The organism is Pseudarthrobacter arbutini (assembly GCF_054510915.1).
On sequence record NZ_JBTNDQ010000001.1, the window covers coordinates 68,622 to 82,639 of the forward strand.

At 64.7% G+C, this 14,018-nt stretch carries 9 protein-coding genes and 1 tRNA gene; 3 read left to right on the forward strand and 7 right to left on the reverse strand.

The genetic code is table 11. From position 1 onward, the window contains the following. Positions 1–20: 20 nt before the first annotated feature. From ACX80V_RS00335 to ilvD, 7 genes are all read right to left on the reverse strand, one after another. Positions 21–776: an ABC transporter ATP-binding protein gene (locus ACX80V_RS00335; protein ID WP_485841536.1), complete on the reverse strand. Its 756-nt coding sequence runs from the start codon at positions 774–776 to the stop codon at positions 21–23. Further along, positions 773–3,568: an ABC transporter permease gene (locus tag ACX80V_RS00340; RefSeq protein ID WP_485841537.1), complete on the reverse strand. Its 2,796-nt coding sequence runs from the start codon at positions 3,566–3,568 to the stop codon at positions 773–775. The genes ACX80V_RS00335 and ACX80V_RS00340 overlap by 4 nt, the downstream gene beginning before the upstream one ends. A gap of 204 nt (positions 3,569–3,772) precedes the next feature. Continuing rightward, positions 3,773–5,362: a phosphoglycerate dehydrogenase gene (gene serA / locus ACX80V_RS00345; RefSeq protein ID WP_056349234.1), complete on the reverse strand. Its 1,590-nt coding sequence runs from the start codon at positions 5,360–5,362 to the stop codon at positions 3,773–3,775. Between the two features lie 124 nt (positions 5,363–5,486). Then, positions 5,487–6,512, reverse strand: a complete 1,026-nt coding sequence (gene ilvC / locus ACX80V_RS00350; RefSeq protein WP_485841538.1) for a ketol-acid reductoisomerase — start codon at positions 6,510–6,512, stop codon at positions 5,487–5,489. A gap of 99 nt (positions 6,513–6,611) precedes the next feature. Beyond that, positions 6,612–7,124 (reverse strand): acetolactate synthase small subunit, encoded by a 513-nt coding sequence (ilvN, locus tag ACX80V_RS00355; protein WP_028271611.1) that lies wholly within the window; start codon positions 7,122–7,124, stop codon positions 6,612–6,614. A gap of 2 nt (positions 7,125–7,126) precedes the next feature. Further along, positions 7,127–9,034 (reverse strand): acetolactate synthase large subunit, encoded by a 1,908-nt coding sequence (locus ACX80V_RS00360; RefSeq protein WP_485841539.1) that lies wholly within the window; start codon positions 9,032–9,034, stop codon positions 7,127–7,129. 379 nt (positions 9,035–9,413) lie between these two features. Next, positions 9,414–11,135, reverse strand: coding sequence for a dihydroxy-acid dehydratase (ilvD, locus tag ACX80V_RS00365; protein ID WP_058932073.1), 1,722 nt, complete (start codon positions 11,133–11,135; stop codon positions 9,414–9,416). A gap of 208 nt (positions 11,136–11,343) precedes the next feature. Here ilvD and ACX80V_RS00370 point away from each other — a divergent pair, with 208 nt between their 5' ends. The 3 genes from ACX80V_RS00370 (at position 11,344) to ACX80V_RS00380 (ending at position 13,912) form a co-directional block, all read left to right on the forward strand. Then, positions 11,344–12,591, forward strand: a complete 1,248-nt coding sequence (locus tag ACX80V_RS00370) for a sunset domain-containing protein (protein WP_485841540.1) — start codon at positions 11,344–11,346, stop codon at positions 12,589–12,591. A gap of 28 nt (positions 12,592–12,619) precedes the next feature. Beyond that, positions 12,620–13,720 (forward strand): PQQ-dependent sugar dehydrogenase, encoded by a 1,101-nt coding sequence (locus ACX80V_RS00375; RefSeq protein ID WP_485841541.1) that lies wholly within the window; start codon positions 12,620–12,622, stop codon positions 13,718–13,720. Positions 13,721–13,836: 116 nt separating this feature from the next. Then, positions 13,837–13,912, forward strand: a tRNA-Lys gene (locus tag ACX80V_RS00380). Positions 13,913–14,018: the final 106 nt, after the last annotated feature.

Genomic DNA, 14,018 nt, shown 5'->3' on the forward strand with positions numbered 1-14,018 from the left:
TTTGGTGCGAAGGGGCAGGGCTAGATCAGTTCAGTCAGCGTATCGCTCAGGCGGACCAGTTCGTGGTCGTGTGAAGCGACCAGTACTGCGATGCCGTCCGAGGTGGTGTCCTTGAGGATGCTGATGATGCGGTTGGCTGAGGCCCTGTCCAGGCTGGCCGTGGGCTCATCAACCACCAGGACGCGCGTACCCAGGATCAGGGCGCGGGCGATCGCCACACGCTGGCGTTCACCACCGGACAGCTGGGCCGGACGGTGCCGCATCCGGCGGCCCAGGCCCACCAGGTCCAGGAGGTCCTTGGCCATGTCGCGGCGCTGGTCCACCTCGCCGTCGGGCACGGCCGGCAGGAGGACGTTCTCGAGGGCGCTCATGCCGTCGATCAGGGCGCCGCCCTGGTCAACGTAACCGATCAGGGCCCGACGGCGGTCGGCGATTTCGTCGTCGCCCATGCTTTCGAGGGAATCCCCTTCCCAGAAGACACGGCCCGACGTCGGCAGGGTCAGTCCCGCGCCTACGGTCAGGATGCTGGTCTTGCCGGATCCGCTTCGGCCGGCCACGCAGTGCATCTCGCCGGCGTGCAGCGTGAGGTCGAAGTTCTCGACGACGCTGACGGCTTCGGCACCGCTTTTGCCGCCGCCATAGCGGATGGTGATGTCGCTCAGTTCCAGCGGGGTCTCGTGGTCCGCGGCCTTGACGATGGTGTTGGCACGGGTCTGCAGGGGCGACTCAGCCGAGCCGGACCTCCGGCTCCGGTAAACGTTCGTCTCGTTTGTCATTGGACCACTTTCGTTGCAATCGGTATCCAGCAAAGTACAGCCACGAGGCCGGCGACGCCGGCCCATAGCGCGGCATACGGGGCAAGGAGGAGCCCGATGCCCAGCGCGCCCAGGACGCCCAGCGGCAGGGCCACCGTGCCCACCAGCGCGTTTTCGAAAAGACGGACCTGGCGGAGCATGTCCGGGTTCCAGCCCATGGCCTCAAGGATGCCCAGGTACTGGCGTTTGGCGTTCAGCTCAAACCGGCCGGTGACCAGGGTCAGGACCAGCCCCACTGCGACGCCGGCGAGTGCAAGGAGCATGCTGGGCATCGCCACGCTTGCTGCGGCCAGGCCGCTGAGGGCGCTCGCTCCGGCAGCACGGGGGACGTCGATGAGCAAGGCAACCAGCCCGCCCACCGCGGCTCCGAACACTCCGACTGCGACGGCCAGGGACAGGGTGTTGAACTTGTTGGTGCTGAGCTGCCGGTTGGCAAAGGTCAGCGGGGAGTCCACCGGGATCAGCCGCTCGTCGTGCTGCGGTTCCTGGTCCACCTCATCACGGTGGCGCAGCTGTTGGGCGGCGAAGAAGGCCGCTGCCGCATACAGGACCAGGACGGAGGCTGAGACGATGGCTGTGGTTATGCTCCAGCTCACCAGGCTCAGGATGATCCCGGCTACCGCGAGCAGCGCAGCGCCGACACCGAATTCCTCAAGCACCCAGTTCCTGATGCGCACTTGGGTCCAGCCCATGGCGCGGAGGGTCCCGGCTTCACGTTTGCGTTTGCGGATGTAGCTGACGGTGGAGGCGCCGGTCAACAGCGCGGCTCCGCACAGCGTCAGGAAGAGCAGTGTCACGTTGGTCCCGGTGAGGGAGCCGGAGACTGCGTCCGCTGCATTCTGCCGGACCCAGGACTGCTGGACAGTGCCCAGCGCTGACTCCTTGCCGGCGTCGTCCTTGGAGTATCCGGGGACAAAAATGCTGGCGTCCTCACGGGCGGAACCGGCCACAACAGTAGCCTCAAGACCCATTTCGCGGATCTCGCTGGCGAGTTTTTCGACGTCGGGCTGGGCTTCCTTCCAGCTTCCGGGGGCCTTGGCCCGGACACGTACGGCATCGATCACGGCGGCGTTGTCCTTGTAACCGCGTGCTGCGGCCAGGCCGTAGAAGTCGGTGATGGCACCGGCTGACTGGCTCGCCAGTCCGGTGGCACTGAGTGAAGGCTTGAGTTCGGTATCGGTGACCGTCTTGCCTTCGGCATCCTTGGTGAGGGTAAACGGAGTGGGGTCGTAGCCACCCAGCGGGAGGCGGTTGACGTCGCCGGCGGCCTTCTCGACAGCCGCGGGGTCAAAGGTCCCGTAGACCATGGCCAAGGGAGCCGCGAGCTTCTCCCCTGTTGCCAGGTCTTCCCGGTAGGACCGTTCGTCCACGGGTTCACGCTGCGTCTGGTCCACCGGGGCGCCGTTGGCACCCTTCTCCGGCAGCCGGTTTACGGTGACCCAGTCGCCGGGAACGGCGGTCTTCTGGACTGCCCCGTTGGCCGCGGCTTCGCCGTCCGTGTACTTCGGCGCGGCAGCGAAGTCGGTGCTCCACGTGGCCGGGGTGTAGAGCCCCTGGTTGAAGTTGCCGGCGCTGCCGAGGAGACCGGAGTGGTCGGTGGAGCCGGGCCAGGACAGCGCGAACGGGTCCTTGGACACAAACGGCAGGTAGTCCTTACCGAGGGAACGCGTGGCGGTGCCGACTTCCTTGACAACCTTGCCCGCGGCGTCGATTTCCTCGATCTTGACATTGTATTTGAGGTCCAGGGACGTGCCGGAACGGACAACCAGGGGAATGGCCTGCGAGTCCGCAGTCAGCTGTCCGCTGCGCTTCGCCTGCTGGTACTGGGTCATCAACGGTGCCCAGTACTTGAGCTTGACGCCGAGGAAGTCGGGGCCCTCTTTGAGCTCTTCCTGGCTGATGCCGTTAGTGAAGAGGCTTTCGAAGTGCCGGCCGATGGCACCAGCGTTCCGCGCGTCAGCGGGCGGGGCCTTCTCCAGCGGGGCGAGGAAGTCGCCGGCTGAGCCGAGCAGGGCGCGCTCGGAGACGGGGTCGACGGCGACCACGGACTCGGTCACTTCGGGAGACAGCGGCAGTGACACCGAAAGATTGAACAGGTTGTGTTCGGAGCCGCCGGCTGGAGCGGGGAATTTGATGCCCGTCTCGCCTGCGGGAGGGGCAATCCGGATGCTGGTGCCGCCGGCCGTCTGCTCTTCGATCAGGCGGGCCTTGCCCAGGCTGCCCTCGGCGGAGGACTTGAACAAGGTCTGTTCGGAGACACCGTCGGAGCTGACGGCACTGGCGGTCAGGCGGTACTTCTTGGCGGTGTCGCCGAGCACGGACTCAGCTGCGGGCCATTTGCTGGGATCTGTGGCGCCGGCGGCCTGGTCCGTGGTCGCTGTGCCTGCCAGCCCGGAGTTGTAGCCAAGGTAGTCCATGGCGTCGAGCCGTGGCGCTTCGAGGTTCTGCGTTACGCGGGACACCAAGCTAATGGGGGCCGCCACGGACGTTCCGGAAAGCTTCCGGATTTTCTCGAGCTGGTCAAAGCCGATGCCGCCGCCGCCGTTGGCGATCTCCGGCTGCATCAGCGCCCCGGAGCCGGCCTTGGCCTGGACCAGGACGTCGTAGAGACCCCGCGAGTTCTCATCCACCGTTCGGTTGAGTGCGGCCTGCGACTGGCCTTGGACGAGGACCGACAAGCACATGGCTGCGATCAAGATGGCCGCGGTCAGCAGCAGCACTTTGCTTCTGATGAACCTCTGGACGGCGTTCATTGGGCTCCCTGAAACCTGGATTGCGTGCGCACACCGGGATCCGCAGGCGGCGGATATATAGGATTTCCTGCCTGGTGTGCAAAAAGTATTGGCCGGTCTGCCGGCGTGGTCCTGAAACAGGACCTAGCCATTGTAAGCAGACCGGCCAATCATACGTGGCCGACGTTAAGGTTCGGTCACGCGTAGTTGATGGCGGTGCGGTTCTTAGTCCTCGAGGTCCACTTCGCGGACCATTTCGGCGCCGATGCCTGCCTTGATGGCGTCAAGCACCTGCTGCGGAACGGAACTGTCGATGGTCAGCAGTGCCAGAACCTGGCCGCCTTCCGCCTGCCGTGCCACCTGCATGCCGGCAATGTTGATGTTGTTCATGCCCAGGATGTGTCCGATGGTTCCGATCACACCCGGCCGGTCGGCGTAGGCCACCACCACGAGGTGCTCGCTGATGGGGATCTCAACGTCGTAGCCGTTGACGCCGACGAGCTTCTGGATCTGCTTCGGACCCGTGAGCGTACCTGCCACGGAGATCTGGCTGCCGTCGCTCAAAGCACCCCGGATGGTGAGGACGTTGCGGTAGTCCTCCGCTTCCGCCGTCGTGATGAGGCGGACGTTGATGCCGCGCTGTTCGGCGATGACCGGGGCGTTGACGTAGGAGACCTGTTCGGTCACCACATCGGCAAAGATGCCCTTGAGCGCGGCCAGTTCCAGGACCTTGACGTCCAGCGCCGCGATCTCGCCGGCCACCTCGACGTCGATCTGGGTCAGGGAGGCGTGGGTCAGCGCGGTGAAGATCCGGCCCAGCTTTTCGATCAGCGGGATGCCCGGACGGACATCGGAGGCGATCACGCCGCCGGCCACGTTCACGGCATCCGGTACCAGTTCGCCGGCCAGTGCCAAGCGAACGGACTTGGCAACCGAGACGCCTGCCTTCTCCTGGGCTTCATCGGTGGATGCACCCAGGTGCGGGGTGACCACCACGTTGTCCAGGGCGAAGAACGGCAGGTCCGTGCTGGGTTCCTTGACGAAGACGTCCACGGCTGCGCCGGCGATCTGGCGGTCCTGCAGGGCTGCGTAGAGAGCCTCTTCGTCCACGAGGCCGCCACGGGCCACGTTGACCACGTAGGCGGTGGACTTCATCTTGGTGAACGCGTCAGCGCCGAGCATGCCGACGGTTTCCGGCGTCTTGGGCATGTGGATGGTAACGAAGTCCGACTGGCTCAGCAATTCATCGAGGGTGACGAGCTTGACGCCGAGCTGCGCGGCGCGGGCCGAGGTGATGTACGGATCGTAGGCGAGGATTTCGGTGTCGAAGCCCTGGAGGCGGGCAGCAACGAGCGCACCGATGCGGCCCAGGCCGATGATGCCGATCTTCTTCTCGAATAGTTCGATGCCGGTGTACTTGGAGCGCTTCCACTCACCGTTTTTCAGCGCGGAGCTGGCCTGCGGGATGTGGCGTGCGAGGCTCAGGATGTGGCCCACCGTCAGTTCCGCTGCCGAAATGATGTTCGACGTCGGGGCGTTGACCACCATCACGCCGGCCTGTGTGGCGGCTTTAATGTCAACGTTGTCCAGGCCAACACCAGCGCGGGCGATGACCTTGAGGTTCTTCGCGGCGGCAATGGCTTCGGCGTCCAGGTGGGTGGCGGAGCGGACCAGGATGGCGTCCACGTCCGCGATGGCGGCGAGCAGCTGGGACCGGTCGGAGCCGTCAGTCTGGCGGATCTCGAAGTCCGGGCCGAGGGCCTCGATGGTGGCGGGCGAAAGTTCTTCGGCGAGCAGTACTACGGGTTTTGACACGAGTGATCCTCTGCGTTGCAGTCCTTGGGATGGAACAAGTCTAGGCGGACGGAAAGGCCGGGCTCACATTGTTAAGTGAACCCGGCCTCATGATGGCACCCCGAGGGGCACCGGCACAGCAGACTTAGCGGGCTGCGGAGCCCTCTACGTAGTCCTCGTCCGTCTGCTGCCAGGCGAACAGGGAGCGCAACTCGCGGCCAACGGCCTCGATCGGGTGCTGCTCAGCCTTGGCACGCAGGGCCTTGAACTCTTCGCCGCCGTTGTCCTGGTCGTCGATGAAGCGCTTGGCGAACGCGCCGCTCTGGATGTCGGCGAGGACAGCCTGCATGTTTTCCTTCACCTCGGGGGTGATGACGCGCGGGCCGGAGACGTAGTCGCCGTACTCTGCGGTGTCGGAAACGCTCCAGCGCTGCTTGGCGATGCCGCCTTCCCACATGAGGTCAACGATGAGCTTGAGCTCGTGAAGGACCTCGAAGTAGGCGATCTGCGGCTGGTAGCCGGCTTCGGTCAGGGTTTCGAAGCCGTACTGGACCAGCTGGGACACGCCGCCGCAGAGGACGGACTGCTCGCCGAAGAGGTCGGTTTCGGTCTCTTCGGTGAAGGTGGTCTTGATGACGCCGGCGCGGGTGCCGCCGATGGCCTTGGCGTAGGACTTGGCCAGGTCCCAGGCTGCGCCGGTGGCGTCCTGCTCCACGGCGATGATGTCCGGGATGCCTCGGCCGGCTTCGAATTCGCGGCGCACGGTGTGTCCCGGAGCCTTCGGGGCGATCAGGATGACGTCAACGCCCTCCGGTGCCTCGATGTAGCCGAAGCGGATGTTGAAGCCGTGGGCGAAGGCCAGGGCCTTGCCCGGGGTCAGCTTGTCCTTGATGGAGTCGTTGTAGATCGAGCGCTGGTACTGGTCCGGCGCCAGGATCATGATGACGTCGGCCCATTCGGCGGCGTCGGCAACGGTCAGGGCCTTGAAGCCGGCTTCTTCGGCCTTGGCGATCGACGTCGAGCCTTCCTTGAGGGCGATGACAACCTCGACGCCGGAGTCGCGCAGGTTCAGCGCGTGGGCGTGGCCCTGGGAGCCATAGCCAACAATGGCGACCTTGCGACCCTGGATGATCGACAGATCGGCGTCGTCGTCGTAGAACATTTCAGTCACTTGGGTAACTCCTCTTGAGTGATTCACTGGGTAATTAGTCTGGGGTGTTGCGGTACTGCACGGGCATTGCGCCGCAGGTGGGGCTGTGCCCCGCCTTAACTAAGCGCTGCGCAAGGCCCTGTCACTCATGGAGCGGGATCCCCGTCCAACGGCCAGGGTGCCGGACTGCACAATTTCGCGGATGCCGAAGGGCTCAAGCACTGAGAGCAGCGCCGTGAGCTTTTCGGGGTGGCCTGTTGCTTCAATAACCACGGAGTCTGTGGAGACGTCAACCACTGAAGCACGGAACAGGTCTGCAGCCTGGGTCACCTGCAGACGAGTCGCGGCATCCGCACGTACCTTGACCAGGATGTGGTCTCGCTGTACGGAAGATTCGGAGGTCAGCTCAACAATCTTGATCACGTTGACCAGCTTATTGAGCTGCTTGGTGACCTGTTCAATCAGGTCACCATCGGCGTCGACGACGACGGTCATCCGGGACATGCCCGGAACTTCCGTCGGGCCCACGGCCAGGGAGTTGATGTTAAAGGCGCGTCGGGCGAACAGGCTCGCGACGCGGGTCAGTACACCGGGCTTGTCTTCAACCAGAACGGACAGTGTGTGGCGGGTCATATTCAGTCCTCCTCTTCCCATTCCGGGGTCATGTTGCGGGCAACCTGGATCTGGTCGTTGCTCACGCCGGCGGGCACCATCGGCCACACCATGGAGTCGGGGCTCACCACGAAGTCGATAACCACGGGGCGGTCATTGATTTCGAGGGCCTTCTGGATGGTGGCATCAATATCCTCGTCCCGCTCGCAGCGGAAGGAGGCACAGCCGTAGGCCTCCCCCAGCTTGACGAAGTCGGGGATGCGGACGGTCTCGTGGCCGGTGTTGAGGTCCGTGTTGGAGTAGCGTCCCTCGTAGAAGAGGGTCTGCCACTGGCGGACCATGCCCAGCGAGGAGTTGTTGATGATGGCAACCTTGATGGGGATCTTGTTGATGGTGCAGGTGGCCAGTTCCTGGTTGGTCATCTGGAAGCAGCCGTCGCCGTCGATGGCCCAGACCACACGGTCCGGCTCCCCCACTTTGGCGCCCATGGCAGCCGGTACGGCATAGCCCATGGTGCCTGCGCCGCCTGAGTTCAGCCAGGCGTGCGGGCGCTCGTACTTGATGAACTGTGCCGCCCACATCTGGTGCTGGCCCACGCCGGCAACGTAGATGCCTTCGGGGCCGGTCAGTGCGCCGATGCGTTCGATGACGCGCTGCGGGGCACTCAGTCCGTCCTCGGGCTCGGTCCAGCCCAGCGGGTAGGTTTCCTTAAGGTTGTTAAGGAACGCCCACCAGGTGGTGAGGTCCGGCGTGCCGGCGGATTCGAACTGTGAGCGCACAGCCTCGGTGAGCTCGGGGATGATTTCCTTGACGGATCCCACGATCGGCACGTCGGCGGTCCGGTTCTTGGAGATTTCGGCGGGATCGATATCCGCGTGGATCACCTTGGCGTTCGGGGCGAAGGACTTCAGGATGCCCGTCACCCGGTCATCGAAGCGGGCTCCAAGCGTGATCAGCAGATCGGACTGCTGCAGCGCGGTGACCGCAGAAACAGTGCCGTGCATACCCGGCATGCCCACGTGCTGCGGGTGGGAATCTGGGAACACACCACGTGCCATCAGGGTGGTGACAACGGGGGCGCCCGTGAGTTCCGCCAGTTCGCGGAGTTCCGCGGCAGCGTGTGCCTTCACCACACCGCCGCCCACGTAGAGCACCGGCTTGGTGGCCGAGGCGATCAGCTTGGCGGCTTCGCGGACCTGCTTGTTGTGGCCGCGCGTCACCGGGCGGTAACCGGGGAGGTCAATCTTCGGCGGCCAGGAGAACGTCATCTGACCCTGCTGGGCGTCTTTGGCGATGTCCACCAGGACGGGTCCCGGACGTCCGGAGGAGGCAAGGTGGAAGGCCTCCGCCATAACGTGCGGGATGTCGTTGGGGTCGGTCACCAGGAACGAATGCTTGGTGATCGGCATGGTGATGCCAACAATGTCGGCTTCCTGGAACGCGTCGGTGCCGATCACACCGCTGGACACCTGGCCGGTAATGGCCACCATCGGCACGGAATCCATGTGGGCATCCATGATGGCGGTAACGAGGTTGGTGGCACCGGGTCCCGAGGTGGCGATACAGACACCCACCCGGCCGGTAACCATGGCATAGCCTTGCGCGGCGTGGCCGGCTCCCTGTTCGTGACGGACCAGTACGTGATTCATGCTGGAGGCCATCAAGGGGTCATAGGTAGGCAGGATAGCGCCACCAGGCAAACCAAAAATATCGTCGACGCCGAGTTCTTCGAGCGATCGGACAATAGCTTGCGAGCCGGTCATCACCGTTGGGGGTACAACGTTGTTCGGCCCAAGGACAGGAGAGACAGCGGCAATATCAGCGACGACGGCGGCCTGGTCAGCCGTACGGTCGGCGCGTTCCGGAGCCTTGGGGGCTCCAGCGGACTTAGTAGCCATCAGCGAGGGGCTGATCGGCGATCCTTTGCTCATCGGACTCTTCCTTGTGGATCATCTGTGTACTTGGAAATGCGGAAATAAAAAAACCCCTCAGCCTGGCGGCTTTTCGAGGGGTTGCGCGTGACGGTTCGTTACCAGTCGGGCTAGTGAGCCACGCGCTTGGTAAGGACGACGGCTGCATCTGCAGCGGCGCAGCTTGTAACGAATGCGATCATGCGTTCAGTTTTCCCTCTGTGTGAGATACATGTCAACGAGGACTGTGCGCATCTCACAGTGTGGACTCCATTGTCCACTGGTTGGCCACGTTCCCCCAACTGGGTCGCAGTAACTGTCGTTATGAGCGCTCATAACGACAGTTGCTGCTACCTAGTTGGGCTCAACCAGCGGCCGGAGGTTGAGGAACGAAACCGTGCTACCCGCAGTATGCGCCCGTGGAGGCGCTGTGGACCAGCTTGGCGTACTTGGCGAGCACACCCTTGGTGAACTTGGCGGGGAGGGGCTCCCAGCCGATCTTGCGGGATTCGAGCTCGGCCTCATCAACCAGCAGGTCGAAGCTGCGGGCCGCGATGTCCACGCGGATCCGGTCCCCGTCCTTGACGAAGGCGATGGGGCCGCCGTCGACAGCTTCCGGTGCCACGTGGCCGATGCAGAGGCCGGTGGTTCCGCCGGAGAAGCGGCCGTCGGTGAGGAGCAGGACGTCCTTGCCCAGCCCGGCGCCCTTGATGGCGCCCGTGATGGCGAGCATCTCGCGCATGCCGGGGCCGCCCTTGGGGCCTTCGTAGCGGATGACCACAACGTCGCCGGCCTTGATCAGGCCCTCATCCAGGGCGGCCAGGGCACCCTGCTCGCGCTCGAAGACGCGGGCGGTGCCCTCGAAGACGTCGGCGTCGAAGCCGGCACTCTTCACCACAGCACCCTCGGGCGCCATGGTGCCGTGCAGGATGGTGATGCCGCCGGTCTTGTGGATTGGGTTGTCCATTGCGCGGAGGATCTTGCCGTCCAGGTCCGGTGGGTTGATCGCAGCGAGGTTCTCGGCCACGGTCTTGCCCGTGACGGTGAGGCAGTCGCCGTGCAGCAGGCCGGCGTCGAGCAGTGCGCGCATGATGACCGGCACGCCGCCGATCTTGTCAACGTCCGTCATGACGTAGCGGCCGAACGGCTTCAGGTCGCCCAGGTGCGGGATCTTGTCGCCGATGCGGTTGAAGTCCTCCAGGTTCAGCTCGACTTCAGCTTCGCGGGCGATGGCCAGGAGGTGCAGGACGGCGTTGGTGGAGCCACCGAAGGCCATGGTGACGGCGATGGCGTTTTCGAACGCCTTCTTGGTCATGATGTCCCGGGCGGTGATGCCAAGGCGGAGCAGGTTGACCACTGCCTCGCCGGACTTGCGGGCAAATTCATCACGACGGCGGTCTGCCGAGGGCGGGGCGGCGGAGCCGGGGAGGGACATGCCCAGGGCTTCGCCGATGCAGGCCATGGTGTTGGCGGTGTACATCCCACCGCAGGCGCCTTCGCCGGGGCAGATGGCCTTTTCAATACGGGTCAGGTCTTCGAGGCTCATCTTGCCCGCGGCGCATGCACCGACGGCTTCGAAGGCGTCAATCAGGGTGACTTCCTTTTCGGAGCCGTCCTCAAGCTTGACCCAGCCCGGCATGATGGAGCCGGCGTACAGGAACACACTGGCCAGGTCCAGGCGGGCGGCAGCCATCAGCATGCCGGGGAGGGACTTGTCGCAGCCGGCCAGGAGGACCGAGCCGTCGATGCGCTCGGCCTGCATGACGGTTTCCACGGAGTCGGCAATGACCTCACGGGAAACGAGCGAGAAGTGCATGCCTTCGTGGCCCATGGAGATGCCGTCGGAGACGGAGATGGTGCCGAACTGCATGGGGAAACCACCGCCTGCGTGGACACCTTCCTTGGCGCCCTGGGCCAGCCGGTTCAGGGAGAGGTTGCAGGGAGTGATTTCATTCCAGGAACTCGCAACGCCGATCTGGGGCTTCGCGAAGTCGTCATCGCCCATGCCGACGGCGCGGAACATACCGCGCGCGGGGGCGGCATGGATCCCGTCGGTGACGACCCGGCTGCGGGGTTTGATGTCGATCTTGTTCTCGGTTGCTGTTTGGGTGTCCTCACTCATGGGTCAAAGTCTATGACTCCGATCGGGACGCCAACGACCCGAACAGCCCGTTTGGCCCATTTTCAGGAATATTTCGATCAAATGGTGGACTCTCGTCTCAAATTCTGAGACGGGCCCTTACCGGTCCGCCGGAACCTAGACAGTCCCGTTCGCGCCGACGTACCGTCAGGGAACGGCAACCATGCCATCCGGACTGAAGGGCCCTGCTATGGATTTTGTCTTCTGGATTATCCTCATCGTGCTGATCGTAGGCGTTGTGTGGTGGCTACTGAACCGCAGCAGCTCCTCGAGCACCAGCGACTCCGCGCCGATCCGGACGGACGGCGGCCTCGCCGGAGGAAGCGCAGCCGCCTCGGCCGAAGCCGTCGGCACGACGGGCATCCCCAGCGCTGCGGGCTTCGGCGCCTCTGAGCCGACACCACCGACGACGGCGGACGAGGCGCCCGAGCGGTCCAGCAAGGCAGAATCCCAGGAAGCCGGCGGTGGGCACAAGGCCGGCGGTGAAGAAGTCAGCGTTGAAAAAGACACCAGCGCCGGGCAGAAGGTCGTCGCTGAACCCGACGTTGCCGGTTCCACTGTTACTGCTGGTGCCGCAGATACTGCTGGTGCCAAGGACACTACTGGTCCCGCAGATACCGCTGCAGCTGATGCACCGGAACGCCCGTCCGCCGAAGAACTGTCATCCCCCGAGTCGGCTGGCTCTGGGGTACCCGGCCGACCTGAGCAGCCGGCTGGGCAAGAGGAGCCGGCTCGCCCGGAGTCGCTAGCAGCCCAGGAACCTGGCAGCACGGAGAGTGTGAGCCGGCAGGCAGACGAAGCCGAGTGGGAAACCCAGTGGTCAGAGGCAAGCGCACCAGCCCCATCCGCCGCCAGCCACCGGTCGGCAGGCGAAGCGTCCACGGTGATTGCCGACACCCCAACGTCCGAAGCACCACCGGCCCAGGGCGCCGGATTTGTGCATCACCCGGAATACACGGAGCCCCATGCACCCACGCTGCCCGGCGCAGAAACGGCCGCTGCGGAAGCTGAAGCCGAAGCCGAAGCCGCTGGTACGCAACCCGAAATGGCCGCCGCCGATTCAGCCCCGCACACGGCAAGCGCGGCTCCCGTGCAAGCTGCAGGATCCATGGAGGCCGCGGTAGCCACAGACCCAGCAGTAGCCACAGAGGCTGCTGAAGCCCGGACCATGGAGCCGGCAGCCGTGGCGGACTACGAAGCTGCGCCGGAACCGACCGGGCATCTGGCCGCGGACCAGCCCTACGGCGCCGGTTCGGCGTCGCCCGGCCCGGACGGAAGCGGTCCGGCGGATTTCGAGGTCAAGGCCGACGCCGGAGCGATGGTCTATTACGAGGAGGGGCATCCGGACTATGAGCAGACGAAAGCCGACGTCTGGTTTGAGTCGGCGGCCCATGCGGAAGCTGCCGGCTTCCGGGCTCCCCGGCGGACGCGTATCTGACCGGACGCGAGCACCCTTTCGGGCCTCCGTGGCGGCCAAGCCCACTGCGGGCGCCTTCGCAGTGTGCCTGGCGGTGCTGCTGTCGGGCTGCACGGGGGACGCCAACGATGCCCCCACCGGCAGCATCACAGGAACCGGGACCGGAAACGGGATCGGCCCGGGTAACGCCACGCCGCCGGAGGTCGTGGCGCGGCTCGATCTCCAGCTCGACATTCCCTGGGCCGCGGTATTCCTGCCGAACGGGACCGCCATCATCTCCGAGCGAGACTCAGCTCAGCTGAAGGCTGTCCGTGATGGTAAGGCGGCCACGATCGGCCAGGTCCCCGGCGTTGCTCCTGGCGGTGAGGGAGGCTTGCTGGGACTAGCCCTCTCACCCGGCTTTCCGTCCGACAACTACCTTTACCTGTACTTCACCTCGGCACAGGACAACCGCATCGCCCGGCTGAAGCTGACGGAACAGCCTGACGGATCCCTGGACCTTGGCGACCCCGAGGTGGTCTTTTCCGGAATCCCGAAGGCATCAACCCACAATGGCGGCCGGATCCGCTTCGGCCCGGACGGGTTCCTGTACGTGGGCACAGGCGACTCCCAGCGCCGCGAACAGCCACAGGACCGCAACGCTCTGGGCGGGAAGATCCTGCGGCTGACTCCTGAGGGTGACCCCGCACCTGGCAACCCTTTCGGCAATGCCGTGTACAGCCTGGGCCACCGAAACGTCCAAGGACTGGCGTGGGACAGCGCCGGCCGGCTCTGGTCCAGCGAGTTCGGCCCGGACGTCAACGACGAGCTCAACCTCATCGAGCCGGGAGCCAACTACGGCTGGCCCGCAGTAACAGGCGCACCGCACCGGGAGGGGTACCGCGACGCGAAGGTGGTGTGGCCTTCGACGGCCGACTCCTCACCCAGCGGCCTGGAAATTGCCGGGTCGACCGCCTACCTCGGCGCCCTGCGCGGCCAACGCCTCTGGACGGTGTCCCTGTCCGGTGAGGAGGCAAGCGCTCCTGTGGCCTATTTCACACGGGAATACGGCAGGATCCGGGACGTCATCCGGACTCCCGACGGCGGCTTCTGGCTCCTGACTAACAACAAAAACCCTGATTTTGTGCTGGTTCTTGCCCCTCCCGGCTGAACCTGAGGGGCATCGGGACCTCGATTTCACATGGGTCGGAAGTTCGTGTAGAGTTTCATGTCGTTGCGGAGATCAACCGGGAAAGAAAAAGCCCGGAAGGTCACCACATAACAGATGCACCTCTAGCTCAATTGGCAGAGCAATTGACTCTTAATCAATGGGTTCCGGGTTCAAGTCCCGGGGGGTGCACCAAAGAAACCCCGTCTTCACTGGCCACAAGCCGTGAAGACGGGGTTTCCTTTTTGCCCCTCGATCGCGGTGGGTATTTACGGGCTATTTATTCCCTGCTGCTCCGGGG

Coding starts and splice junctions, on each gene's coding strand:
- ACX80V_RS00360 (WP_485841539.1), bottom strand. CDS start 9,034: ATGAGCAAAGGATCGCCGATCAGCCCCTCGCTGATGGCTACTAAGTCC.
- ACX80V_RS00340 (WP_485841537.1), bottom strand. CDS start 3,568: ATGAACGCCGTCCAGAGGTTCATCAGAAGCAAAGTGCTGCTGCTGACC.
- ilvD (WP_058932073.1), bottom strand. CDS start 11,135: ATGAGTGAGGACACCCAAACAGCAACCGAGAACAAGATCGACATCAAA.
- ACX80V_RS00335 (WP_485841536.1), bottom strand. CDS start 776: ATGACAAACGAGACGAACGTTTACCGGAGCCGGAGGTCCGGCTCGGCT.
- ACX80V_RS00370 (WP_485841540.1), top strand. CDS start 11,344: ATGGATTTTGTCTTCTGGATTATCCTCATCGTGCTGATCGTAGGCGTT.
- ilvN (WP_028271611.1), bottom strand. CDS start 7,124: ATGACCCGCCACACACTGTCCGTTCTGGTTGAAGACAAGCCCGGTGTA.